This window comes from Nannocystis punicea (assembly GCF_026965555.1).
GTDB classification, from domain to species: domain Bacteria; phylum Myxococcota_A; class Polyangia; order Nannocystales; family Nannocystaceae; genus Nannocystis; species Nannocystis punicea.
Map to the genome: position 1 here is coordinate 3667836 of NZ_CP114040.1, position 20758 is coordinate 3688593.

The following is a 20758-nucleotide window of genomic DNA, read 5'->3' on the forward strand; positions in this document are numbered from 1 at the left end:
CGGGCCGGTGGCCGGGATTCGACATGTCTTTGAGGACATGTGGCGTCGGCGGCCGTCCCGGCGAGGTCCGGGGCGACCTGTCCTTCGGGGAAGGTTGAGTCGGCCCGTGGATCGGCGGCTGTCGATCGCTAGGCGGCGCGAGGCCGGTCACCGCGAGGGCTGGGGAGGGACCTGTCCTTCGGGGAAGGTCGCTTCGGGCCGGTGGGTCAGCGGCTCGCCGGCGGGATCGTAGCCGCGCAGGGCGGCGAGGATGGCGGCGAGGTTGGTCGCGGTCGGCCTGTAGCGCTCGTTGTCGAAGGCGAGCCGGGCGTGCCAGCGGTCGAGCGGGGTCGGGTCGCCGGCGGCGGTGGCCCAGGCGGCGCTCGCGGGGGCCCGCAGGGCGGCGGCGGGCAGGTGGGCGAGGTCGCCGCGGCGCAGCGACTCGAGCAGGTCGATCTCGGCGTCGACGCGGGCGCGGATCTCGGGGGTGGCGACCGACCACCCGGCGATCTGCGACTCGTTGCCGACGACGTACTCGCGGAAGGCGATCCGATCGTCGGGGCCGTCGCGGACGTGGTAGACGGCGCCGATCCGCCCGGGTTCGGCGAGGGCGACGGCGAGGTCGACTGGCCTTCCGGACATGTCCTCGAGGACGAACGGTTCGGGGTCGTGCGGGCGGAAGCGGACCACCAGGGCGTCCTCGGCGAGGTCGATGCGGACGAGGGCGTCGCCGTAGCGGCGCTCGCCGAGGCCGAGGGCGGTGGCCAGCGGGCTGGTCCAGGCGTAGCGGCGGCGGCGATGGCCGGGGTGGTCGCGGAGGACCGCCGCGAGCGGGTGGTCGTCGACGAGGCGATCGAGGGCGCGCAGGTATGGCGAGCGCTCGCCGACGTCGCTGTCGGCGACGAGCAGGCGCCGGGAGCGGCGGAGGGCGTCGATCTGCGCCGGGGTGGTCCAGGTGTAGAGCACGCGGCGCGCGAAGTCGTCGTGGTGGACGGCGCCGTCGTCGCGGGCCGCGGGCGGCGGTGGTGGCTCGGGGGCGACTGCGGAGGGCTCGGCGGGAGGCGGCGCGGACGGGGCGTCGACGTGCGGCTCCGGCGGGAGGTCGCGCGGCGGGCCGCACGCGAGCACCACGAGGCACGCTGCGGCGTGGGTCGGCGAGCGGCGAGGGGGTCGGCGCACGCGGAGAGGATAGCCGGGTCGAGCGGGTCGCGAACACCGGGCCCTTCGGGCGGCTCGGTCCGGCCGGGCGAGTCGGGGACGCCACCGCGGGTGATTGAACCCTGTTGAACGGCGAGTGAAGCCCGATTCGCCGATCGCCGCAGTCCGATGATTGGTGGCGGGCGAAATGTCGGTGGTTGCGATCGAGGAGCGCGCCCGCGCTCGATTCGTCGCGGTGAGGCGGATGATACGTGTTTCAGCGTCGACCATCGCGGACGCCCGAGAGTGCCGACAGTCGGCGGGCGCGGCGCCGGCGCGAATGGTTGACCGGGCGGGCGGCCTCGGCGGTATAAACATAGGCCCCGGATGAACGACGCGAAGATCAACATCGGCTTCGACATCGAATGGGACCTCGAGCGCGGGCTGAATCTGTGGGCCGGGGTGCCGACCCTGAGCATGTGGGTGCCGACGTCGGTGGCGGGCCTGATGTCGGGCCTGTGCGCGATGGTCGGGGTCGAGCGGTTCAACCTGTGCATGCAGGTCGGCGGCCAGCAGAGCGTCGAGGGCGACTGGGACGTGATCGCCAGCGCGCCGACCTTCGAGGAGGGGCTGCGGGTGCTGCAGGGCATCGCCTGGCCGGCCGGCTGGGGTCGCTGGGAATTGCTGGCGCTCGACCGCGTCGGCCGAGAGGCCCGCTACCGCGTGGTCAACGGCTGGGAGGCGCTGTACCAGCGGGCGCTCGGGGTGCAGTGGGGCAGCGCGATGATGGCCGGCAAGTTCGCCGGCCTGACCGCGAAGCTGTTCGGCACGCAGTGCTGGGCCGAGCAGACCAGCTTCGCCGCCGGCGACGCGGACTACGACGAGTTCGTGGTGCGGCCGACGCCGGTGACGCTCGAGGAGCGGATGCAGCAGCTGCTCGACGCCGGTCAGGCGACCAACGCCGACCTGGCGGTGGCGCTGCAGCAGCTGAAGACGGAGATCGAGGAGCGGGCCCGCTCGGAGCAGCAGCTGCGCGAGAAGCTGCTGCTGATCCAGCAGCAGGAGCGAGCGCTGCGCACGCTGTCGGCGCCGATCCTGCAGGTCTGGAGCGGGATCCTGGCGGTGCCGGTGATGGGCGGGCTCGACGAGGAGTCGGCGGCGGCGCTGATGGAGCGGCTGCTCCACGCGATCGAGGGCTCGGGCACGCAGCACGTGATCCTCGACCTGACCGCGGTCGAGATGGTCGATACGAAGACGGCCGATCACCTGCTGAGGATCGTCCGCGCGGTCGGCCTGCTCGGGGCGCGCGTGATCGTCACGGGGATCCGGCCGGCGGTGTCGCAGACGCTGGTGTCGCTCGGGGTCGATCTGGGCCGGATCATGACGCAGCGCAACATGGAGGAGGGGCTGCGGGCGTGCCTCGGCGGCGATTCGGGGCGCCAGCTATCGATATAGCGGGGCGGGGCGAAGGCGTCCCGTGAATGGAGGGAGGCATTGTCGTGAGCGGGAGATCCTCGCGTCACGGCTGCGATGATCGGCGGGCGCGGGCGCGGACGAGGAGGACGAGCAGGCCCCAGGCGAGCAGGCCGCCGGCGGCGCCGAACCAGCCGGCGCCGGCGGGGGCGAGCAGGGCGTCGGCGACGACGGCCCCGAGCAGGCCGCCGAGGCACTGGGCGCAGGTGTGGGCCATGAGGTCGATGGCGGCGAGGCGGCCGAGCAGGGCGTTGGGCGTGAGCAGCTGCAGCCGGGTGGTGGAGGTGACCCAGGTGGCGCCCATGCCGAGGCCCCACAGCACGGAGGCGACGACGAGGAGCGCGGGGAGGTCGAAGGCGCTGAAGAGGGCGACGCCGGCGAGGGTGACCGCGGTGCCGAGGTGAATGCCGGAGATGGTGCCGCGCAGGCGCCCGACGCGGGCCCACAGCAGCGGGCCGACGCCGGTGCCGATGCCGCGGACGCCGTGCATGACGCCGAGAGTGACCGCGACGGCCGACTGCTGACCGGCGACCGCGTGCAGGAGGACCCACCCGCCGCCGTTGGCGAGGGCGACGGGGATCTTGGCGAGGGCGACGTGCAGGAGGGCCGGGTCGCGCCAGGTGCGGCGCCAGGCGGCGAGGAAGTCGGGCGTGACGACCATGGAGGCCGAGGCGGAGGCGTCGCTGCGCTCGCCGGGGCGCAGGCGCGGCAAGGTGGCGAACAGCGCGGCCGCGAGGACGAAGGTGGCGGCGTCGATCGCCAGGGCGCCGCGCGGGCCGACGAAGGCGGTGACGAAGCCGCCGGCGGCGACGCCGAGGGCGAAGATGGTGCTCCAGGTGGCGCCGAGGAGGGCGTTGGCCGAGCCGAGCTGGTGCGTCGGGACGAGCTGCGGGAGCGCGGCGCTGGCGGCCGGATCGGTGAAGGCCGACAGCGCCATGCGCAGGAACACGAGGCCGGCGAGGACGGCGGTGCCGCTGCCGGCGTCGCCGACGAGGGCGATCATGACGAGGACGACGAGCGCCCGCAGGAGGCTGCCGACGACCAGGATCGCGCCGCGATCGCGGCGGTCGGCGAGGCGGCCGGCGAACGGCGCGAGCACGGCCCGCGGCAAGGTGTGGGCGACCAGCACGGCGGCGACGCCGTAGAGACCTGTACTTTCGGACAGGGCGAGGGTGCCGACGGCGACGTAGGTGAACCAGTCGCCGAACAAGGAGATCGCCTGGGCGATCCACAGTCGCCGGAAGTCCCGGTTGGCGAGCAGGCCCGGCGCGGACACGCGGCGATGATAGGCGAGGCCGCCGCCGTCCGGGCGCGGCGCGGGCAGCACGGGGCGTGCGCTGGGGCGCATCGGCGCGTGAAACCCGGCGCGATGGACAGGGGGCGCGGGCGCTCGCTACATTCGCGGGGTGTCCGAGTTCGAGGCCCTGCCGGCGGAGGAGCGCCGGGCGTGGCTGTTGGCGCACCTGGCCGAGCTGCTGCGCCAGGCTGACTGGCAGCACTTCGTGTGCACGCCGATCGTGCTGCCGCGGCCGGAGTTCTTCCCCGACCGCTTCACGCGCAGCGCGACCGGGGTGTTGCGGCTGGTGCGGCGGCTGTTTCGCTACGCCGACCTCGAGCTGGGGGCGGAGGTCGAGCTGTACGAGGGCAGGCCGCCGACGCCCGAGGGGCCGGTCGCGCTCGGCGCGGCGCATCACCACGAGGGCGCGGCGGGGCTGTTCCTCGGCATCGAGGCGGGGGTGGCCCGCTTCGGGGCCGACCTCGCGCTGCTCGACGACCCGGGCGGGATCACTGCGACTCTGGCGCACGAGGTCGCGCACGCGTTCCGCTCGCATCACGCGCTGTGGGTCGACGATCACGATCTCGAGGAGGAGCTGACCGATCTGACGACCGTGTACCTCGGCTTCGGGGTGCTGAGCGCCAACGCGGCGCTGCGTCACAGGTCGGAGCAGGTCCACGACGGGACGTTCCGCTCGCGCTGGTCGGTGCAGCGGCTCGGGTACCTGTCGCCGCAGGAGCTGTGCTTCGCCCTGGCGGCGCAGATCCACGCGCGCGGGGCCGGCCGCGAGGCGGCGCAGGCCTGCCTCGAGACCAATCAGGCCAGCTACTTCCGCGCGGCGCTGCGCTGGCTGGAGCGCGAGCGGCCGGAGCTGGCGAGCGAGCTCGGCCTGCCGCCGCGCGCGAGCTGGCCGCCGCCCGACAGCGTGGCGACGCTGACCCGCGCGCTCGACGACACGCACGACGAGCTCGAGGGCGACGAAGCAGGCGCGCCGGCGACGGCCGTGAAGGCGGAGAACGTGGGTCGCCCGGTGTTCCGGGTGTGGCGGCGCAGCCGGGCCGATCAGGCGATGCTGGCGCTCCCGGTGGGGATCCTCGGGCTGCTGGCGTGCGCGGGCGCGGCGATGATCCACGACGCGTGGATCCTCGTGGTGATCGCGCTGACGGGGGTCGTGATTCGCGGGCTCGGGCGCCGCCGCCGGCCGCGCTGCTCGGAGCCCGAGTGCCAGGCGCTGCTGACCCGCGCGGCGGAGAGGTGTCCCGGCTGCGGCGGGACGGTCGCGGGGGACATCGACCGCGCGGAGCAGCGGCTGGCGGCCGCCGAGGCGCTCCGGCTGCGGGCGGGGGCCGAGCGCTGAGGTCCTTCGGGACATGCTCCATGGAGCATGTCTTGATGGACATGAATGGATGGGCATGTCTTGAGGGGCATGTCTCGACGCGTCAGGGGCGGGCTCCGGGCGCAGGCCTCGCGGCGCGAGGTGCGGGGTTGCACGGGGCGCGGAGCGGGCGAGGGGTGGCGGGGTCCTCGCGGAGATCGCCGCGGCGCGTCGCGTCAGGGGAGAGTTCGCCGGGTGCCGGCCGGGCGTTCGCGTCGCGGTCGAGCACGCTTCCTGCGCGCGAGGCCGAGGCGGCGCGCTCGTGGGGCTCACGAGGTCCGGACGAACGGTGACCCGCGGTCGGCCTGCGTGCGGTCGGGGCCGGTGGGCGGCGCGAGGGCCCGCGGTCGAGGCCGGGCGGACGGCTCTCGGGCGGCGGGACCGTGCTATTTTCCGCGCCCGGAGCATCACGATGGGAATCAGCAAAGCCAGCGCAACTTGGGAAGGTTCGATCAAGACCGGCAAGGGCTCGATGAAGCCCGATCACGCGCCCGAGATCCCGTTCTCGTTCGCCTCGCGGTTCGAGGGGCAGCCGGCCAGCAACCCCGAAGAGGTGATCGGCGCGGCCTTGTCGGGCTGCTTCTCGATGGCCCTGTCGCTCGGCCTCGAGAAGGCCGGGACGCCGCCGCGGTCGATCCACACGTCCGCGGCCGTCAAGCTCGAGAAGGACGGCGAGGGCTTTTCGATCACCACCATCGAGCTGACCACCGAGGCCGACGTGCCGGGGCTCGACGCCGACAAGTTCGCGGAGATCGCCGAGGCGACCAAGAAGGCGTGCCCGGTGTCGAAGGCGCTGGCGGGGGTCCGCACGATCTCGCTGAAGGCGTCGCTGCGCGCGTAAGCAGCAGGGAGGCGAGAGAGCTGGCCTTTCGGTCAGGTCTCTCGCTCTGGCGCGCCCGTGAGGCGTCGTCGCCGGTTCGCCCGGGGGCGGTCGCAGTGAGACCACGTCCTGCCGTGCTCTGCTCGGTGCCGCTCGAGTGGAGCGGCCCAGTCCTTTGAACTGGGCGGTCCGGATCTGGCGTCTCCGTGGCTGGTGCCAGAGCCTGGGAGGGCGCCGCAGGTCCTCGAGCGTCTGTTCGTCGCACAATCGGTGACGTCGCCGAGCGCGAAGATCGGAAGGACGACGAGCGACCGAAGGTTCAATGACGACTCCGCTCGGGAGCGGCATGCGATTCGGCGGCGCACCGGGAATGAGGTGGGAGCAGACCGGCCCCGGCGATTCTCCGTCTCGTAGGATTTACGAGCGGCGTGGGAGCAGTCGCAATGTCGAGCCGAGGAGCCGGCAGCGGGTGAGTCGGGGCTGTGGACCGCGTGGGCGCCCACCGTGCGCCCGTGGGCGCCCGCCCATCATTTCGCTCTGCGTCGACGACGGGCGCCGTCGCACGCGCCCTCTGAAGTATCTTGGTTCGAGCCGCGGATTGTGCTGGTGATCGCGTGGTAGACGGATTATGGTGCGGGCGTAGCGAACCACGAGTAGAGAGAGGAGACGAAGTAATGGCATTCCCGACGGCAGTCAACGATGCGATCACCAACGAACTCGTCCAGGCCACCATCAGCGCGGGGGTCGAGGAGGACACCGCCCGCAAGGTGGTCCAGGCGATCCTCGACCACCTCGCGCGCAGGGACGTCCTGCTCAAAGAATCGAGCACCTCGGCCCAGGCGGGGTGAGCCGCGTCGAGTTCGACGCCGACCGTCGCGGCCCCGTGGTCGCGCCATTCGTCCTGAGACGTGCCCGGACCGCGAGCTCCCGGCAATTGCCGTGAGTGACGGCGCGAGCGTCGAGCTCGGCGGGCAGCGGCCGCTACGGGCTCGTCGACCGCTCACTTGACCGAGACGATCTCGACCGGGCCGCGGCGGCCGAGGATGTGGATGCCGACGTCTTCGGGGTGGCGGTGGAGGGCGAGGTCGATGTTGCCGGCGCCGACGCGGAGGTTGCGGATCGAGATTTTTTCGAGGGAAGGCGGCAGGGCGGAGCGGAGGAAGCGGACGCGGCCCTCGGTGCCCTCGACGCTCATGCCGAGCGCGGCTTGCAGGAGGAGCAGCGGGGTGGTGGCGGCCCAGGCCTGCGGGGAGCAGGCGACGGGGTACATGGTGGGGCCGGCGCCGTGGCGGCGGGGGAAGCCGCAGAACAGCTCGGGGAGGCGGCTGAGCTCGGCGAACTGGGTCGCCTCGAACATGGCCTGCATGACGCGGAGGACGTGGTCCTTGAGGTTGTAGCGCGACAGACCGAGGGCGATAAGCGCGTTGTCGTGGGGCCAGATCGAGCCGTTGTGGTACGACATCGGGTTGTACCGCCGCTCGCGCGTGCTGACGGTGCGGATGCCCCAGCCGGAGAACATGTCGTCGTCGAGCAGGCGGTCGGCGAGGCGACGGGCGCGCTCGGGCAGGACGATGCCGCTGAACAGACACTGGCCGGCGTTCGAGGTGCGCACGCGACACGGCCGCTTGGCGCCGTCGAGCGCGAGCGCGTAGCCCTCGAGCTCCTCGCACCAGAACGCCTCGTCGAAGCGGGCCCGCAGGCGCTCGGCGCGGGCTCGCAAGATCCGCGCGCGGCCCTCGTCGCCGAGCAGCTCGGCCAGGCGGGCGCCGCCCTCGCAAGCGGCGTAGACGTAGCCCTGCACCTCGCACAGGGCGATCGGGCCGTCGGCCGGGCTGCCGTCGGCGTGGAACACCGCGTCGTGCGAGTCCTTCCAGCCCTGGTGGACCAGGCCGTGCTCGGAGCGCCGGCCGTACTCGACGAAGCCGTCGCCGTCGAGGTCGCCGTAGCGCTCGATCCACATCAGCGCCCGTTCGATCTGCGGCCACAGCTCGGCGATCGTGGCGCCGTCGCCGGTGTGCTCGTGGTAGGCGGCGGCGAGGACGACGAACAGCGGGGTGGCGTCGACGCTGCCGTAATAGCGGCGGAACGGGATCTCGCCGAGCGCGGCCATCTCGCCGCTGCGGATCTCGTGGACGATCTTGCCGGGCTCGGCGTCGGCGGCCGGGTCCATGCGGTCGGCCTGGCTGGCGGCGAGGAAGCGCAGGACGCCGCGCGCGAGGTCGGGGCTGACCCACATGGCGGCGAGGGCGGTGATGATCGCGTCGCGCCCGAACGGGGTCGAGAACCACGGCACGCCGGCGTACGGGTACAGGCCCGAGGGGGTGCGCGTGATCATCATGCGCAGGTCGGCGAGCGAGCGGCGGATCCAGTCGTCGAACTGCTCGCTCGAGCTGTCGATCGTGCAATCGTGGCAGGAGAACTCGCGCAGGACCTCGGCGGCCTGGGTGAGGGCGAGGTCGAAGCTCGGGCACTCGGACGGCTCGTCGTCGCCGACCTCGCAGGCGACCGCGACCCGGATCTCGCGGGTCATCTTGGTGGCGAGGTGAAGGCGGAACAGCACGCGGTCGGGGGCGCGGACCTCCGGGGCCGGGTCGAAGCACAGCCGGGTGCGCCGCACGAGCCCGTCGAGGCCGGTGTAGGCGAGCACGACGGAGCTGTCCGAAAGTTCAGGTAAATGCATGGCGCCGCGGCGGTCCCGGCGGGTGCCGCGGACCTCGAACACGTCGGCGAAGTCGGCGGCGAAGGCGACCTCGAGGTCGACGTCGACGGCGTGAGGGCCGTAGTTGGTGATCTGGAGCCGCTCGTGGCAGGCGGCCTGCCACAGGAACTTCTCACGCGAGACGTGAAGGGTGCCGTGGTGGACCACGAGCTCGCCGCCGGGCGGCAGGTCGGGGTTCATCATGTCGACGACGAACATCATGTTGTCGTCGCCGATGGTCGAGCTCAGCAGCGGCAAGGGCTGGCCGTCGAGGCGCAGGCGCAGGCTCGAGAGGAAGCGGGCGCCGTCGTGATAGAGGCCCTGGGCGCCGAGGACGCCCCACGGGCGGATGTCCCCGAAGCGGTCGAACACGGCGAAGGTGTCGCCCTGCTTGAGCACGCGCGCGCCGCTCAGGGTGAGCGAGGCGGTGGCGAGGATCTGGAACCGATCCTCTTCGTCTTCCGCGTGCTTGGTCATGGCTCACGCGGCCACTCCGCCGCGGTCCTCCGCGAGCCCACCATAGAGGCGCATGTACTCGCGGGCCATGCGCTCGGCGCTGAAGCGCCGTTCGAAGCGCTCGCGGCAGCGTCGACGATCGAGGGTCATCGCCCGCGCCGTCGCCGCCACGGCCGCGTCGAGCGAGTCGACGCAATAGCCGGTCACTCCCTCGTCGAGGATCTCGGGGATCGAGCCGCAGCGGAACGCGACCACCGGCGTGCCGCACGCCATCGCCTCGATCATCGCCAGGCCGAATGGTTCGGGCCAATCGATGGGGAACAGCAGGCAGCGGGCCTTGCCGAGGAAGGCGCCCTTGTCGGCCTCGCCGATCTCGCCGACGTACTCGACCCGCGGATCGGCGAAGAGCCCTGCGATCTCGCGCTCGTAGTATTCGCGGTCGACGCGGTCGATCTTGGCGGCGACCCGCAGGCGCATGCCGAGCCGGCGGGCGATCGCCACCGCCCGGTCGACCCGCTTCTCCGGCGAGACCCGGCCGATGAACGCCAGATAGTCGTCCGGCTCCGGCTCGAAGCGGTAGAGGTCGAGCGGGAGGCCGTGATAGACGTTGCCGACGAACCGAGCCTGGGCGAGCGGGCGGCGCTGGGCCAGCGAGATCGAGACCACCGGCATGTCGGGGAACTCGTCGTAGAGGGCCTGCAATTCGTGGAGGTCGAGCCGGCCGTGCAGGGTGGTCAGCTGCCGCAGACCGAGCCGCCGGCTGAGCGGGAAATGCAAGTAGTCGATGTGGAAGTGGACGACGTCGAACTCGCGGGCGCGCCGCGCGACGCGCTCGATCAGCCGCATGGTCGGCGCCATGGGGTCACGACATTCAGGATCGAGGCGCAGGGCGCGGGCGCAGATCGGGTCGAGCTCGGCGCGCGTGCACGAGTCGCCGGAGGCGAACAGCGTGACGTCGGCGCCGGCGCGCACCAGCTCCTCGGTCAGATACGAGACGACCCGCTCGGTGCCGCCGTACTTGTGCGGCGGCACGCTCTCGTAGAGCGGTGCCACTTGCGCGATGCGCATGCCCTCCTCCAGGCCCCGCCGGGGCGGCCGGAACGTAGCGCGATTCGCAGGTGCGGCAAGCGGCTGCGGACGGCGCCCGAACGCGGCCGCAGCGGGCTGAGCGACCCGCCGGCGAGGCGAGCGGGACGCGGCGAGGGACGGGTTGCCGCGCGCGCGAAACGTCGCATAAGCGCGCCATGCGAGCCGTCGTCTTTCGTGATGTGGGAGACATCCGCCTCGAGGATGTCGCCGAACCGAAGCTGCGTGAACCCACCGACGCGATCGTCCGCCTGACGGCGAGCGCGATCTGCGGCACCGACCTGCACATGATCCGCGGCAGCGTGCCAGGCATGCAGGCGGGCACGATCCTCGGCCACGAGGGCGTCGGCGTGATCGAGGCGCTCGGCAAGGAGGTCCGCAACTTCCGCGTCGGCGACCGCGTGGTGATCCCGTCGACGATCGCCTGCGGCTATTGCTCGTACTGCCGCGCCGGCTACTTCGCCCAGTGCGACCGCGTCAACCCCAAGGGGCCGCAGGCGGGCACCGCGTTCTACGGCGGGCCGGCCGAATCGGGGCCGTTCCAGGGGCTGCAGGCCGAGAAGGCGCGGATCCCGTTCGCGGCGGTCAACCTGGTCAAGGTGCCCGACGAGGTCAGCGACGACCAGGCGCTGCTGCTGTCGGACATCTTCCCGACCGGCTACATGGGCGCCGAATACGCCGAGATCAAGGACGGCGATACGGTGGTGGTGTTCGGCTGCGGCCCGGTCGGTCAGTTCGCGATCCTCAGCGCCAAGCTGATGGGCGCCGGCCGGATCTTCGCCGTCGACAACGAGCCGTCGCGCCTGGCCATCGCCCAGTCGCAGGGCGCGGAGATCATCAACTTCGACGTCGACCACCCGGTCCAGACGCTGCGCGCGTTGACCGGCGGGATCGGGCCCGACCGCGCGATCGATGCCGTCGGCGTCGACGCCTGCCACGCCCACCGCGGAGCCGCCCGCGCCGAGGCCGAGCGCAAGTACGACCAGCACGCCCGCGAGCTCGAGGAGGTGGCGCCGCGCTCGAACCCCGACGGCGAACACTGGCACCCGGGTGACGCGCCGTCGCAGGCGCTCGAGTGGGCGGTCGAGGCGCTGGCCAAGGCCGGCACGCTGTCGATCGTCGGCGTGTACCCGCAGGCCGCCCGGTTCTTCCCGATCGGCCTGGCGATGAACAAGAACCTGACGGTGAAGATGGGCAATTGCCATCACCGCAAGTACATCCCCAAATTGCTCGACCTGGTGAAGAGCGGCACCGTCGACCCGCTGCAATTCATCACCCGCGTCGAGCCGCTCACCGACGTCATCGCCGCTTACAAGGCGTTCGACCTGCGCCGGCCCGGCTGGCTCAAGGTCGAGCTGCGGCCGGAGTCGTGATGCGGGCGGGCGCGCGGGCCCTGGCGGCCGCCGTGGTCTGTGCAATGCTGCCGGACGGGGCGGCGGCGCGGACGACTCCGCCGGAGGAGCGGGAGATGGTGCGGCCCGACCGCGAGGGCGAGCCGCGCCGCGTGGTGCCGACGCCGATGGTGGCAGTGACCCCGCCCGACCTGCTGCCGCCGGTCATCCCGGAGCAGAAGTGGCGGGCGGAGCGGCGCAAGGTGAAGATCCAGGCCGCAGCGTCGTGGACCGTGGCGCTGATCGGGCTGGTCGGCATGGCGGTGCCGCTCGTCATCCTCGGCACCTGCGGCGACGAACAGAAGGGCAGCTACGTCCGGTGGTGCCCCGAGCGCCGCGGCGCGCAGATCGCTGCGCCGATCTTCGCCGCCGTGGCGCTGGCAGGATTGGTGCCGGCGGTGATCTACACCGACCGGCTGCTGTATCAGCGGATCCCCGCCCGCGCGCCGCAGCTGGGCCTGGGACCGGGCGGGCTGCTGCTGCGATTCTGAGCGATTCGCAAGCGTGGTGATTCGCCCGGCTCGCCGACCCTGCGACGCGCGGGCGCTCAGTGGCACTGCCAGTCGATGCTGTCCTCAAACACGTACATCACCCCCATGTCGCCGAGGTTGATGTGGCAGAGCGACTCGTCGAACTGGAACAGGAAGTCGATCCCCAGGTCTTCCGACTCCTGGACCCACAGCGGGTAGCCGCCGGCGTAGCCCGCCAGGGTGTAGACGATCCCTCGCACCCGCCCGGCCGCGCCGTCGGGTGGCCTGTCGTCGAAGATCGACGTGGGCACCTCGAAGGCCTCGACCTCGAGCTGCACCGCGTTCTCGGTCGAACCCGGCGCGCGGGACAGCTCCTCTTCGCGCGTCCACACCAACTGCCCGCAGCTGTGGTCGTCGGCGTTGTCCGGATCGGGCAAGTAGAGCGACACGCTGCGGAACTCCGGGTGCGCCTTTGCCAGCGCCGGCATCTGCGCGAGGTCGAGCGTGAGGACGTGCTCCATCGGCTCGCCCCTGTACTCCGGCACCTCGATCACCCCCCGCGGCGTCCCGCCGATCCGCGCCACCGCCTCGCCGTCCGGTTCGTCCTCGCCGCGGCGCAGGCGGTAGATCGCCACCTTCTCGCCCTCGACGCTGGCCGCCAGGCGCCGCAGCTCCTGCTCCGGCGTCTCGATCGCCTTGCCGAGCCCCGCCTTCACCAGAGCGAACACCTCGTCCGAGAGCGCCCGGTCGAGCTCCTTGACGAAGCTGTTCTCCGCCGGTGCGTCGCCGATCGCCCGCAGCAGCGGCCCGACGATCTCCGGCCCGAACTTCTGCAGGCGCTCGCCGAGCGCGCCGTTGATGATCGTCTCGCGTTTCGCCATCGTCGCCGCGAGCACCCTGTCCAAAAGAGCAGGCGGCACGTCCGCCCGCAGCACCCGCGCCAGCCGCCACGGCTCGGCCGCGCAGCGCGTCAGGTTGGCCGTCACGATCGCGGTCCAGCGCGCGAGCGGCAGCTTGTCGAGCATCGCCAGCACCGGATCGACCTTCGAGCCGCCGTAGTTGAAGCGGATGAAGTCGAGCTGCACGTGCTTGTCGTGGGCCGGGTCCCAGTCTTGCCCGGCCGCCGACGCGCGGCCGAGGATGTACAGGATCGCCTCGCCCCACCCTTCGACCCGGTCCGGCTTGTCCGCCTTGGCCTGCGCCTCGGCGATCTGCGGCACGAGAACCGGCGCGCAGAACCCGAGCAGCCCCGGGTCGACGTGGTACTCGCCGGCGTTGAAGCGCGCGAACGCCTCGGACACCAGCGCGGGGTCGAAGTGGATGTCGAGGAGCGCGGCCGCCTTGCCGTAGTAGAACTCCTTAGCGAGCGTGTTGCGGACGATCGCGTGCGCTCGCGCCGGCCCGAGCCGCGCGACCGCCCCGCGTAGCCGCGTCACCATCTGCGGATCGCTCTCGAACACCCGGTCGAGGTCGAAGCGCGCGTCGAGCTCCGGCGGGATCGCCTGCGCCCGCTCGATACCGACGATCGTCAACACCAGCGCCAACAGGCGCAGGCGCTCGTCGTCGCCGCCCGGCTCCGGCTGCTCCACCGGCTCCTCGTCGCTGTCTTCGTCCTCGTCGTCGCGCTCGTAGCCGCCGTACTCGTCGTAGTCGTCGTCGCCGTCGCCGTCGTCGTCGTCGTCGTCGTCGTCACTGTCCTCGTCGTCGCTCGCGGGCCTGGGCGCCTCTTCCTCCTTGAACTGCTCGGCCGTGATCTTGAACGGCGCCAGGCCCTCGGCCGCGAGCTGCTGCGCCGCGGCGAACAGCGCGTCTGGCGAGTCGGCGCGCGCGTCGAGCACCTCGAGCAGCGGGCCCGGGTCCCACCAACCGTTGCCGTACAGGTAGATGACCTCCGCCAGCGACGCGAGGCGCAGGCCCGCGAGCGCCTTGCGACCGATCGAGCTGGCGCTCCCGCGGAACTTCTCGATCCGCGCGCGCATCCACGCGAGCGCCTCCTCGGCCCACGCCGACGGCGAGCCGAACAGCTCCGCCAACCGCTGCACGTCCTCGGTCGACATCAGCCGCGACTCGACCCGCTTGCCGTCGACGATCCGCGGCACGTCCCAGTTGCCGTCGAGCCCGTGACCGGCATGCTGATCGACCAGGTGGCGCAGCAGCGCCGCGCTCGACGCCGGATCGATCGCCTCACCGCCGCGCCGACGGACGAAGTCGATCGCCAATTGATACGTCGGCGACAGCTCCTCGCGGATCGCCCGCACCGCCGCCGGATCGTCGACGTACGCCGCCGTCAACAGGTCGTCGACGAAGGTCGCTGCGTGCGGCGTCAGCGAGGCCCAGCCGGCCACCTCGCCCTTGTCGAGCGCATCGGTGGTCGGCGGCAGGCGCCGGATCACCGCCAGGATGTCGGCCGCCGGGATGCCGCGGGTGTTCTCCGACAGGATCCGCAGCATGCCCGCCGAGCGGACCTCCTGCAGCACCAGCCCGTGACGGAACAGGTGCCACAACAGACCGCTGTCGTACTCGATCAACTTGTGGTGCTTGTAGCCCTGGGGATCGCGGACCTTTTCGAGCTTGGCGCCGAGCGACTTCAGCTTCTTCTCGGTCAGCTCTTTGTAGGGGGGGATGGTCGGCTTGGGGGGGGAGCGTTTCATCGCGCGTAGCGATACCAAAACGCCCGCCCGCGCGCAGCCCGGTGATTTACGCGAACACTCCCTGCGGCGTGCCCCGAGCCCGTGACTTGTCAGCCCCACGCCCCGACCACGCCGGCGCGCCGCAGCTCGGCCTGGGAGCGGGCGGGCTGCTGCTGCGATTTTGAAGGGTTCGCGCCTGCGGTGAGTCGAGCGGCGCGCCGCTCATTCGGAGATCACGGAGATGTCGAGCTTGTCGCAGTAGACGGCGTCGAAGGGGCCGGCGATCTCGCCCTGGAGGCTGCCGACGAGCCGCGGCGGGTCGGCGGGGTCGTGCATCACCCAGTTGCCCGCCTGCGCTTCGATCACTGCGCCGTCCGGGCGCGCGATGACGCCGGTCAGGCCGTCGGCGTAGTGGTTGGCGTCGATCGGCCAGTTGCCGATCCAGCCGCTCTCCCAGAACGAGTCGGTGTGGATGTCACCGTAGTAGATCGGGCCGGAGCTGCTGTTCTGCAGCTCGAGCGCGACCTCGGGATCGGCCGTGGGCGAGACCAGCATGATCCGCGGCGAGAACAGGTTGCTGTCGAAGTCGACAACGCCGAAGTAGGCGCGCTGGGCCATGAACGGGCCGATCGAGGAGCTGCCGCTGACCATGGTGCCGGCCGGGGCGTCGAGGGTGCAGCCCATCAGGCCGGAGGTCGGCCCCGGCAGAAAGAAGTCGAGCTTCGGCAGCGGGTCGGGGGTCGTGGTCGCCACGCTCGGATCGATCTCGGTGGTGCTGCTCCCGTCGGTGGCCGTGGGATCGCCGGTGGTCGCAGTGGTGGACGGCGCGGCGGTGGTGGTCGGGGTCGTCGCAGTGTCGGGCGTGGTGCCGGTGGCCGGCGGAGAATCACCGGTGCTCGGTCCGGCGGTGCTGCCGTCGGTCTCGCCGAGCGGGCGATCGGTACAGGCGAACAGGGCGAGCGGGAGGACGAGGCGCAGGCGGAGGGTCGGCATGGGTGCTCCGATCAGCAGTTGCAATTGCAGAGCGCGGGCCCGACGTCCGGATACGGCAGTGCACACATATCCGGAGCCGGTTCAGTCCAGGCGCACGAGTTCCAGCCCACGACTTTGTAGCCGCAGAAAACGCCGCGGAACATCTCGGTCTCGCAGGTGGCCGTCGTGCGAAAATAGACGGTGCCTTCCACTGCGCCGGCGCAGGCAGTGGGGATCTCGCAGCCGTCTCCGAAATAGCTGAGGGCGATGCACGCTCCGCCCTGCTTCGGTTCGCCGCACTCGCTCGCGTCTTTCGCATACGAGGTCGTCGTCACCCATTGGCATTCATCATTGCTCTCGTCGATGTCGATCGGGCCGCCGCAATCCTCGGCCGAACGTTTGGCGCAGAGCTCCGCGCGGGGATCGGTCAGCTCGTCGGGCATACAGGGGCTGGGCTCCGGAGCCGGACCGCAGGGGCCGCCCTCCGCGCCACAGGCTGACGTGAAGACCAGGGCTCCGAACCAGTAGGGCCGAACGTCCACGGCTCGTGGGTACGTCGCGCGCGAGAAATCGTCAACCGGTCGTCCTCGTCGCGGCAGTTCGCCAGGGCCATGCCGAGGAGCAGGACTTCCGGGCCGCTCGCGGCGCTGTCCCGACTGTGGCCGGTAACCGCGGAATCCGTCCGACGGCGCGGGTGACCTCGAGCAGGATGGTGATTCGTCCCGGTGCGGCCGGGTCGCGCGGAGTCGAACCACGAGAATCACGGCGGCGCGGAATTTTGTTACGGTCGGATCGGACCTGCCTCTCGGGGCAGGTCTGTCGATCGCCTCGGCGGCGGTGGCCGTGGTCGCGCCGGAGCTCGCGCCGGCGCTCGGGGTGTGGCGCGCCCGCTGGCACCGGCGGCTGCTGCCGCTCGGCGTGGCGTTCCACGCCGCGCTGTACGTGCTGCTGCCGGTCCACACGTTCTCGGCGACGATGGTGCTGCTGTACCTGGCGGCGATCGACCCGGACGCGGTGGCGCGCGCGGTGGCCGGCCTGGCGCCGCGCGCCGGCGCCGACGCGGCGTGAGGTTAACTTTGAGACATGCTCGATGCGGCATGGTCCGAGGGCCATGTCATGGGGTGAACCGGGCGGAGAGCCCCCGGCGCGGGCGAGGACCCCGGCGCGGCCGGGCGGGGCGGGGCCCGCCGGCGTTGACTTGCGCGGGCGGCCCCTGATAAAGGATCTGCGCGGTGCTCGAGGTCCTCCTTCTCTGCGTCGGGTTCGGTTGGTTGGCCAACATCAGCATCAGCGTGTACGCCCACCGCGCGCTGGCGCACAGGGCGGTGGCGCTGCACCCGTTGCCGGCGCACGTGTTCCGCTTCCTCATCTTCTTGACCACGGGCACGCGGGTGCGGGCGTGGGTGGCGGTGCACCGCAAGCACCACGCGTACGTCGACCGCGAGGGTGACCCGCATTCGCCGGTGGTCCACGGGATCGGGCCGATCTTCTTCGCCGGGTACCGCTATTACTTCCGCGAGAGCAACAGCGAGGCGACCCTGCGGCGGTTCGGCCACGACTGCCCCGACGATTGGCTCGAGCGCAACCTCTACGAGGGCCGCAGCAACCTCGGCCTGGCGCTGCTGGCGGGGCTGTATCTGTGGCTGCTGGGGCCGTGGCTGGGGCTCCTGGGGTTCGTCCTGCAGCTGATGTGGATGCCGCTGTGCGCCGGGGTGATCAACGGGCTCGGGCACCACGCGGGGTACCGCAATCACGAGACCCGCGACGGCAGCCGCAACGTGGTCCCGCTGGCGCTGGTGATCGCGGGCGAGGAGCTGCACAACAATCACCACCGGTTCCCGCGCTCGGCCAAGTTCTCGACCCGCTGGTGGGAGTTCGACGTCGGCTGGGCGATCATCCGCGCGCTGGCGGCCTGCGGGCTGGCGCGCGAGCTGTACGTGTACGACCGCAAGTGGCGGCCGGGGGCGCCGCTGCCGGCGGTGCGGCCGGTCGAGGCGGGGCCGTTCGAGGCGGCCGGGAGCTGACGATGCGCGAGGGGCACGCCAAGGGGTCGCTGCCGCTGGCGCAGCTGTCGTGGTCGGCGGCGGGCTTCTACCTGCTGGTCCACGCGCTGTGCCTCGGGGTGGTGATCACGGGGCCGTCGTGGCACGCCTTCGCGGTGTTCGCCGGCTGCTTCGCGGTGCGGATGTTCGCGCTGACGGTCGGGTTCCACCGCTACTTCGCCCACCGCGCGTTCAAGACGTCGCGGTGGTTCCAGTTCGTGCTGGCGCTCCTGGGCAGCACGACCCTGCAGGGCGGGGTGATCTGGTGGGCCGAGACGCACCGCCGGCACCACCGCAACGCCGACACCAGCCGCGACCTGCACTCGCCGCACTTCCAGGGCTTCTTCTATTCGCATTACCTGTGGTTCCTCGATCGCCGCAACCGCGTGACGTGTCACGAGGCGATCCCCGACCTGTCGCGCTACCCCGAATTACGCTGGCTCGACGCCTGGCACTTCGTGCCGTTCGCGGCGATGTGCCTCGGGCTCTACTGTCATTGGGGGGCGGAGGGCGTGTTGTGGGGCGGGCTGCTGCCGACGGTGCTGATCTGGGAGATCACGCACTGGGTGCAGTCGTTCAGCCACGCGTGGGGCGGCTACCGCCGCTACGCGTGCGAGGACCTCAGCCGCAACCACTGGCCGCTCGGGGTGCTGGCGCTCGGCGAGTTCCACAACAACCACCACCGCTTCTCGTCCTCGGCCCGCCAGGGCCACGTGTGGTGGGAGTTCGACGTGGGCTGGTACGTGCTGAAGGCGTGGGCGGCGATCGGCCTGGTGTGGGACCTGAAGACGCCGGCCAACCTGTCTCAAGGGACATCCGGCGCGAGCGAGCGCGGGGAGCCATTCGTATGAAGTGGAGCGTGGAACGCAGCGAGGGCGCCGTGATCGTCACGATGCGCTCGAACCCGGTCAACCGCATGAACCCGGAGTTCTTCGCCGACCTCCACGCGGCGTTCGACGAGGTGGAGCGCGACCACCCGGCGCTGCCGGTGGTGCTGACCGCCGAGGGCAAGACGTTCTCGGCCGGGCTCGACTTCGAGGACGTGTTCCCGCGGTTCGCTCGCAACGACATGGCCGAGCTGGAGGCGTGGTTCGAGCGCTTCCGCGGCAGCTTGCTGCGGGTGTTCGCGCTGCCGCGGCGGACCGTGGCGGCGATCAACGGCAACACGTTCGCCGGCGGGCTGATCCTGGCGGTCGCGTGCGACGTGCGGGTCGGCGCCGAGGGGCGGGCGCGCTTCGCCATCAACGAGGTGCCGGTCGGGATCCCGATGCCGTGGACGTACATCGAGATGGTGCGCTACGCCCTCGGGACGCCGGCGACCGCCGAGATGACGCTGTCGGGCCAGCTCTACGACGTCGCCGGGGCCCAGCGGCTCGGGGTGCTCCACCGCGTGGTCGCGCCCGAGCAGCTGCTGGCGGCGGCGCTGGAGGAGGCGCGGCGGATCGGGGTCGACAGCGCGACGGCCTACGCGGCCAGCAAGCAGGCGCTGCAGCAGCCGACGATGGCGGCGATCGCCGGCCACCCGGAGCTCGACCGGATGGCGATGCAGGTCGTCATGGCCCCCGACAGCGTGCGCGCCCAGGCGAGCGCGCTGGCGGCGTTGAAGAGGCGAGACTGACTGCGTGGGCAGCCTGGACAGCGCGGCGCGACGGGCGGTCGAACGGGCGCTGGGGCGCGCCGGGGCGCGCGTGGGCGGACCTGACCCCTGGGACATCCACGTGCACGACCCGCGGTTCTGGCGGCGCGTCGCGCTCGGCGGGTCGCTGGCGCTCGGCGACAGCTACATGGACGGCTGGTGGGACTGCGCGGCGATCGACGAGCTGACCGCGCGGGTGCTGGCGAGCAGCGGCGACGAGGCGGTGCTCGACTGGCGCACCGCGGCGCTGGCGACCGCGTCGCGGCTGGTCAACCTGCAGACGAGCCGGCGCGCGGGCCAGGTGGCCGAGGTCCACTACGACCTCGACACGGAGTTGTTCGCCGCGATGCTCGGGCCGACGATGGCCTACTCGTGCGCCTACTGGCGCGCGGCCGAGGACCTCGACGCGGCCCAGCGGGCCAAGTTCGAGCTGGTCTGCGCCAAGCTGTACCTCGGGACAGGTGAGTCGCTGCTCGACATCGGCTGCGGCTGGGGCGGCCTGGTCCGCCACGCGGTCGACACCCGCGGCGCGCGGGCGGTCGGGATCACCGTGTCGGCGCCGCAGCGCGACTGGGCCGCCGCCCACGACGAGGGCCGCGGGGCGGCGTATCACGCGCTCGACTGGCGCGACCCGGCGCTCGCACGCATGGGCCCGTTCGACAAGCTGTGCAGCGTGGGAATGTTCGAGCACGTCGGTCACCGCAATTACCGGGCGTTCTTCGAGTCGGCGCACCGCCTGCTGCGCGACGACGGCCTGTTCCTGCTGCACACGATCGGCAACGAGCACGGGCGCACCGACGCCTGGCTCAACCGCCACATCTTCCCCAACGGGGCGCTGCCGGCCACCGCCGACATCAGCGAGGCGGTCCGCGGGTTGTTCGTGATAGAGGACTGGCACAACTTCCGCGCCGACTACGACCGCACCGTGATGGCCTGGCACGCGAACTTCCTCCGCCACGCAAACGAGCGCGGGGCGGCGATGCCGGCGCGGTTCCGCCGGATGTGGAGCTATTATTTGTCGACGATGGCCGGGTCGTTCCGCGCCGGCTGCCGCAATCAGCTGTGGCAGGTCGTGCTGTCGAAGCGCGGGGTGCGGGGCGGGTACAGGTCGATCCGCTGAGGCGCTCGCGGGCGGTGATTCGTGGCCGTTCGACGGGCGGCGTCGTCCGCGGCCGGCGCCGGGCCGCGCGGCGGTGAAGGGAGCGTACGAGCTCGCCGAACCGCGCGTACGTCGTCGGGTGTTCGCCCACGACCATGCGTGGCCGTGGCACGGCGCGAGCGGACGCGCGCCGATTCGTGGCAGGGACGCGCTGGACA

Annotated in this window: 18 protein-coding genes; 11 read left to right on the plus strand and 7 right to left on the minus strand. The window is 71.9% G+C overall.

Annotation, left to right across the window (positions count from 1 at the left end; genetic code table 11):
* Nucleotides 1-147 precede the first annotated feature (147 nt).
* On the minus strand, nt 148-1158 hold the full coding sequence (locus O0S08_RS14090) for a hypothetical protein (protein WP_269039637.1): 1011 nt from the start codon (nt 1156-1158) through the stop codon (nt 148-150).
* A gap of 345 nt (nt 1159-1503) precedes the next feature.
* Between O0S08_RS14090 and O0S08_RS14095 the strand changes: the two genes are divergently transcribed.
* Nucleotides 1504-2571 carry an STAS domain-containing protein gene (locus O0S08_RS14095; RefSeq protein WP_269039638.1) on the plus strand — a complete coding sequence of 356 codons (1068 nt, stop codon included), beginning with the start codon at nt 1504-1506 and terminating at the stop codon, nt 2569-2571.
* Nucleotides 2572-2635: 64 nt separating this feature from the next.
* On the opposite strand, the gene O0S08_RS14100 is transcribed toward O0S08_RS14095, so the two are convergent.
* Nucleotides 2636-3937, minus strand: coding sequence for an MFS transporter (locus O0S08_RS14100; protein WP_269039639.1), 1302 nt, complete (start codon nt 3935-3937; stop codon nt 2636-2638).
* Between the two features lie 58 nt (nt 3938-3995).
* Here O0S08_RS14100 and O0S08_RS14105 point away from each other — a divergent pair, with 58 nt between their 5' ends.
* The 3 genes from O0S08_RS14105 to O0S08_RS14115 all read left to right on the plus strand — a co-directional run bounded on the left by O0S08_RS14105 (nt 3996) and on the right by O0S08_RS14115 (nt 6908).
* Entirely contained in the window at nt 3996-5222 is a 1227-nt protein-coding gene (locus O0S08_RS14105; RefSeq protein WP_269039640.1) for a hypothetical protein, read from the plus strand.
* A gap of 430 nt (nt 5223-5652) precedes the next feature.
* A complete protein-coding gene (locus O0S08_RS14110) occupies nt 5653-6081 on the plus strand; it encodes an OsmC family peroxiredoxin (protein ID WP_269039641.1) in 429 nt (142 codons plus the stop codon).
* Nucleotides 6082-6734: 653 nt separating this feature from the next.
* Nucleotides 6735-6908 carry a hypothetical protein gene (locus O0S08_RS14115; RefSeq protein ID WP_269039642.1) on the plus strand — a complete coding sequence of 58 codons (174 nt, stop codon included), beginning with the start codon at nt 6735-6737 and terminating at the stop codon, nt 6906-6908.
* A gap of 152 nt (nt 6909-7060) precedes the next feature.
* On the opposite strand, the gene O0S08_RS14120 is transcribed toward O0S08_RS14115, so the two are convergent.
* Both O0S08_RS14120 and O0S08_RS14125 read right to left on the minus strand, forming a co-directional pair.
* A complete protein-coding gene (locus O0S08_RS14120) occupies nt 7061-9235 on the minus strand; it encodes an amylo-alpha-1,6-glucosidase (RefSeq protein WP_269039643.1) in 2175 nt (724 codons plus the stop codon).
* A 3-nt stretch (nt 9236-9238) separates the two neighbouring features.
* Nucleotides 9239-10282 carry a glycosyltransferase family 4 protein gene (locus tag O0S08_RS14125; protein WP_269039644.1) on the minus strand — a complete coding sequence of 348 codons (1044 nt, stop codon included), beginning with the start codon at nt 10280-10282 and terminating at the stop codon, nt 9239-9241.
* A gap of 176 nt (nt 10283-10458) precedes the next feature.
* Here O0S08_RS14125 and O0S08_RS14130 point away from each other — a divergent pair, with 176 nt between their 5' ends.
* Together O0S08_RS14130 and O0S08_RS14135 are read left to right on the plus strand one after the other, a co-directional pair.
* Nucleotides 10459-11673 (plus strand): zinc-dependent alcohol dehydrogenase, encoded by a 1215-nt coding sequence (locus tag O0S08_RS14130; protein ID WP_269039645.1) that lies wholly within the window; start codon nt 10459-10461, stop codon nt 11671-11673.
* Nucleotides 11673-12182, plus strand: coding sequence for a hypothetical protein (locus O0S08_RS14135; RefSeq protein ID WP_269039646.1), 510 nt, complete (start codon nt 11673-11675; stop codon nt 12180-12182). The genes O0S08_RS14130 and O0S08_RS14135 overlap by 1 nt, the downstream gene beginning before the upstream one ends.
* A gap of 56 nt (nt 12183-12238) precedes the next feature.
* On the opposite strand, the gene O0S08_RS14140 is transcribed toward O0S08_RS14135, so the two are convergent.
* From O0S08_RS14140 to O0S08_RS14150, 3 genes are all read right to left on the minus strand, one after another.
* Nucleotides 12239-14812, minus strand: coding sequence for a hypothetical protein (locus tag O0S08_RS14140; protein WP_269039647.1), 2574 nt, complete (start codon nt 14810-14812; stop codon nt 12239-12241).
* Nucleotides 14813-15013: 201 nt separating this feature from the next.
* Complete coding sequence (locus O0S08_RS14145; RefSeq protein WP_269039648.1) at nt 15014-15784, minus strand: hypothetical protein; 771 nt, start codon at nt 15782-15784, stop codon at nt 15014-15016.
* A gap of 11 nt (nt 15785-15795) precedes the next feature.
* Nucleotides 15796-16206, minus strand: coding sequence for a hypothetical protein (locus O0S08_RS14150; RefSeq protein WP_269039649.1), 411 nt, complete (start codon nt 16204-16206; stop codon nt 15796-15798).
* 394 nt (nt 16207-16600) lie between these two features.
* Between O0S08_RS14150 and O0S08_RS14155 the strand changes: the two genes are divergently transcribed.
* From O0S08_RS14155 to cfa, 5 genes are all read left to right on the plus strand, one after another.
* The gene (locus tag O0S08_RS14155; RefSeq protein WP_269039650.1) at nt 16601-16831 is read left to right on the plus strand and encodes a hypothetical protein; all 231 of its coding nucleotides are present in this window, start codon (nt 16601-16603) and stop codon (nt 16829-16831) included.
* 164 nt (nt 16832-16995) lie between these two features.
* On the plus strand, nt 16996-17787 hold the full coding sequence (locus tag O0S08_RS14160; RefSeq protein ID WP_269039651.1) for an acyl-CoA desaturase: 792 nt from the start codon (nt 16996-16998) through the stop codon (nt 17785-17787).
* Between the two features lie 2 nt (nt 17788-17789).
* Nucleotides 17790-18656 carry an acyl-CoA desaturase gene (locus O0S08_RS14165; RefSeq protein ID WP_269039652.1) on the plus strand — a complete coding sequence of 289 codons (867 nt, stop codon included), beginning with the start codon at nt 17790-17792 and terminating at the stop codon, nt 18654-18656.
* An 8-nt stretch (nt 18657-18664) separates the two neighbouring features.
* Nucleotides 18665-19423, plus strand: a complete 759-nt coding sequence (locus O0S08_RS14170; RefSeq protein ID WP_269039653.1) for an enoyl-CoA hydratase/isomerase family protein — start codon at nt 18665-18667, stop codon at nt 19421-19423.
* 4 nt (nt 19424-19427) lie between these two features.
* The gene (gene cfa / locus O0S08_RS14175) at nt 19428-20561 is read left to right on the plus strand and encodes a cyclopropane fatty acyl phospholipid synthase (RefSeq protein ID WP_269039654.1); all 1134 of its coding nucleotides are present in this window, start codon (nt 19428-19430) and stop codon (nt 20559-20561) included.
* Nucleotides 20562-20758: the final 197 nt, after the last annotated feature.

Coding starts and splice junctions, on each gene's coding strand:
- O0S08_RS14150 (WP_269039649.1), bottom strand. CDS start 16,206: ATGCCCGACGAGCTGACCGATCCCCGCGCGGAGCTCTGCGCCAAACGT.
- O0S08_RS14130 (WP_269039645.1), top strand. CDS start 10,459: ATGCGAGCCGTCGTCTTTCGTGATGTGGGAGACATCCGCCTCGAGGAT.
- O0S08_RS14120 (WP_269039643.1), bottom strand. CDS start 9,235: ATGACCAAGCACGCGGAAGACGAAGAGGATCGGTTCCAGATCCTCGCC.
- O0S08_RS14110 (WP_269039641.1), top strand. CDS start 5,653: ATGGGAATCAGCAAAGCCAGCGCAACTTGGGAAGGTTCGATCAAGACC.
- O0S08_RS14100 (WP_269039639.1), bottom strand. CDS start 3,937: ATGCGCCCCAGCGCACGCCCCGTGCTGCCCGCGCCGCGCCCGGACGGC.
- O0S08_RS14115 (WP_269039642.1), top strand. CDS start 6,735: ATGGCATTCCCGACGGCAGTCAACGATGCGATCACCAACGAACTCGTC.
- O0S08_RS14140 (WP_269039647.1), bottom strand. CDS start 14,812: ATGAAACGCTCCCCCCCCAAGCCGACCATCCCCCCCTACAAAGAGCTG.
- O0S08_RS14095 (WP_269039638.1), top strand. CDS start 1,504: ATGAACGACGCGAAGATCAACATCGGCTTCGACATCGAATGGGACCTC.
- O0S08_RS14135 (WP_269039646.1), top strand. CDS start 11,673: ATGCGGGCGGGCGCGCGGGCCCTGGCGGCCGCCGTGGTCTGTGCAATG.
- O0S08_RS14145 (WP_269039648.1), bottom strand. CDS start 15,784: ATGCCGACCCTCCGCCTGCGCCTCGTCCTCCCGCTCGCCCTGTTCGCC.
- O0S08_RS14125 (WP_269039644.1), bottom strand. CDS start 10,282: ATGCGCATCGCGCAAGTGGCACCGCTCTACGAGAGCGTGCCGCCGCAC.
- O0S08_RS14165 (WP_269039652.1), top strand. CDS start 17,790: ATGCGCGAGGGGCACGCCAAGGGGTCGCTGCCGCTGGCGCAGCTGTCG.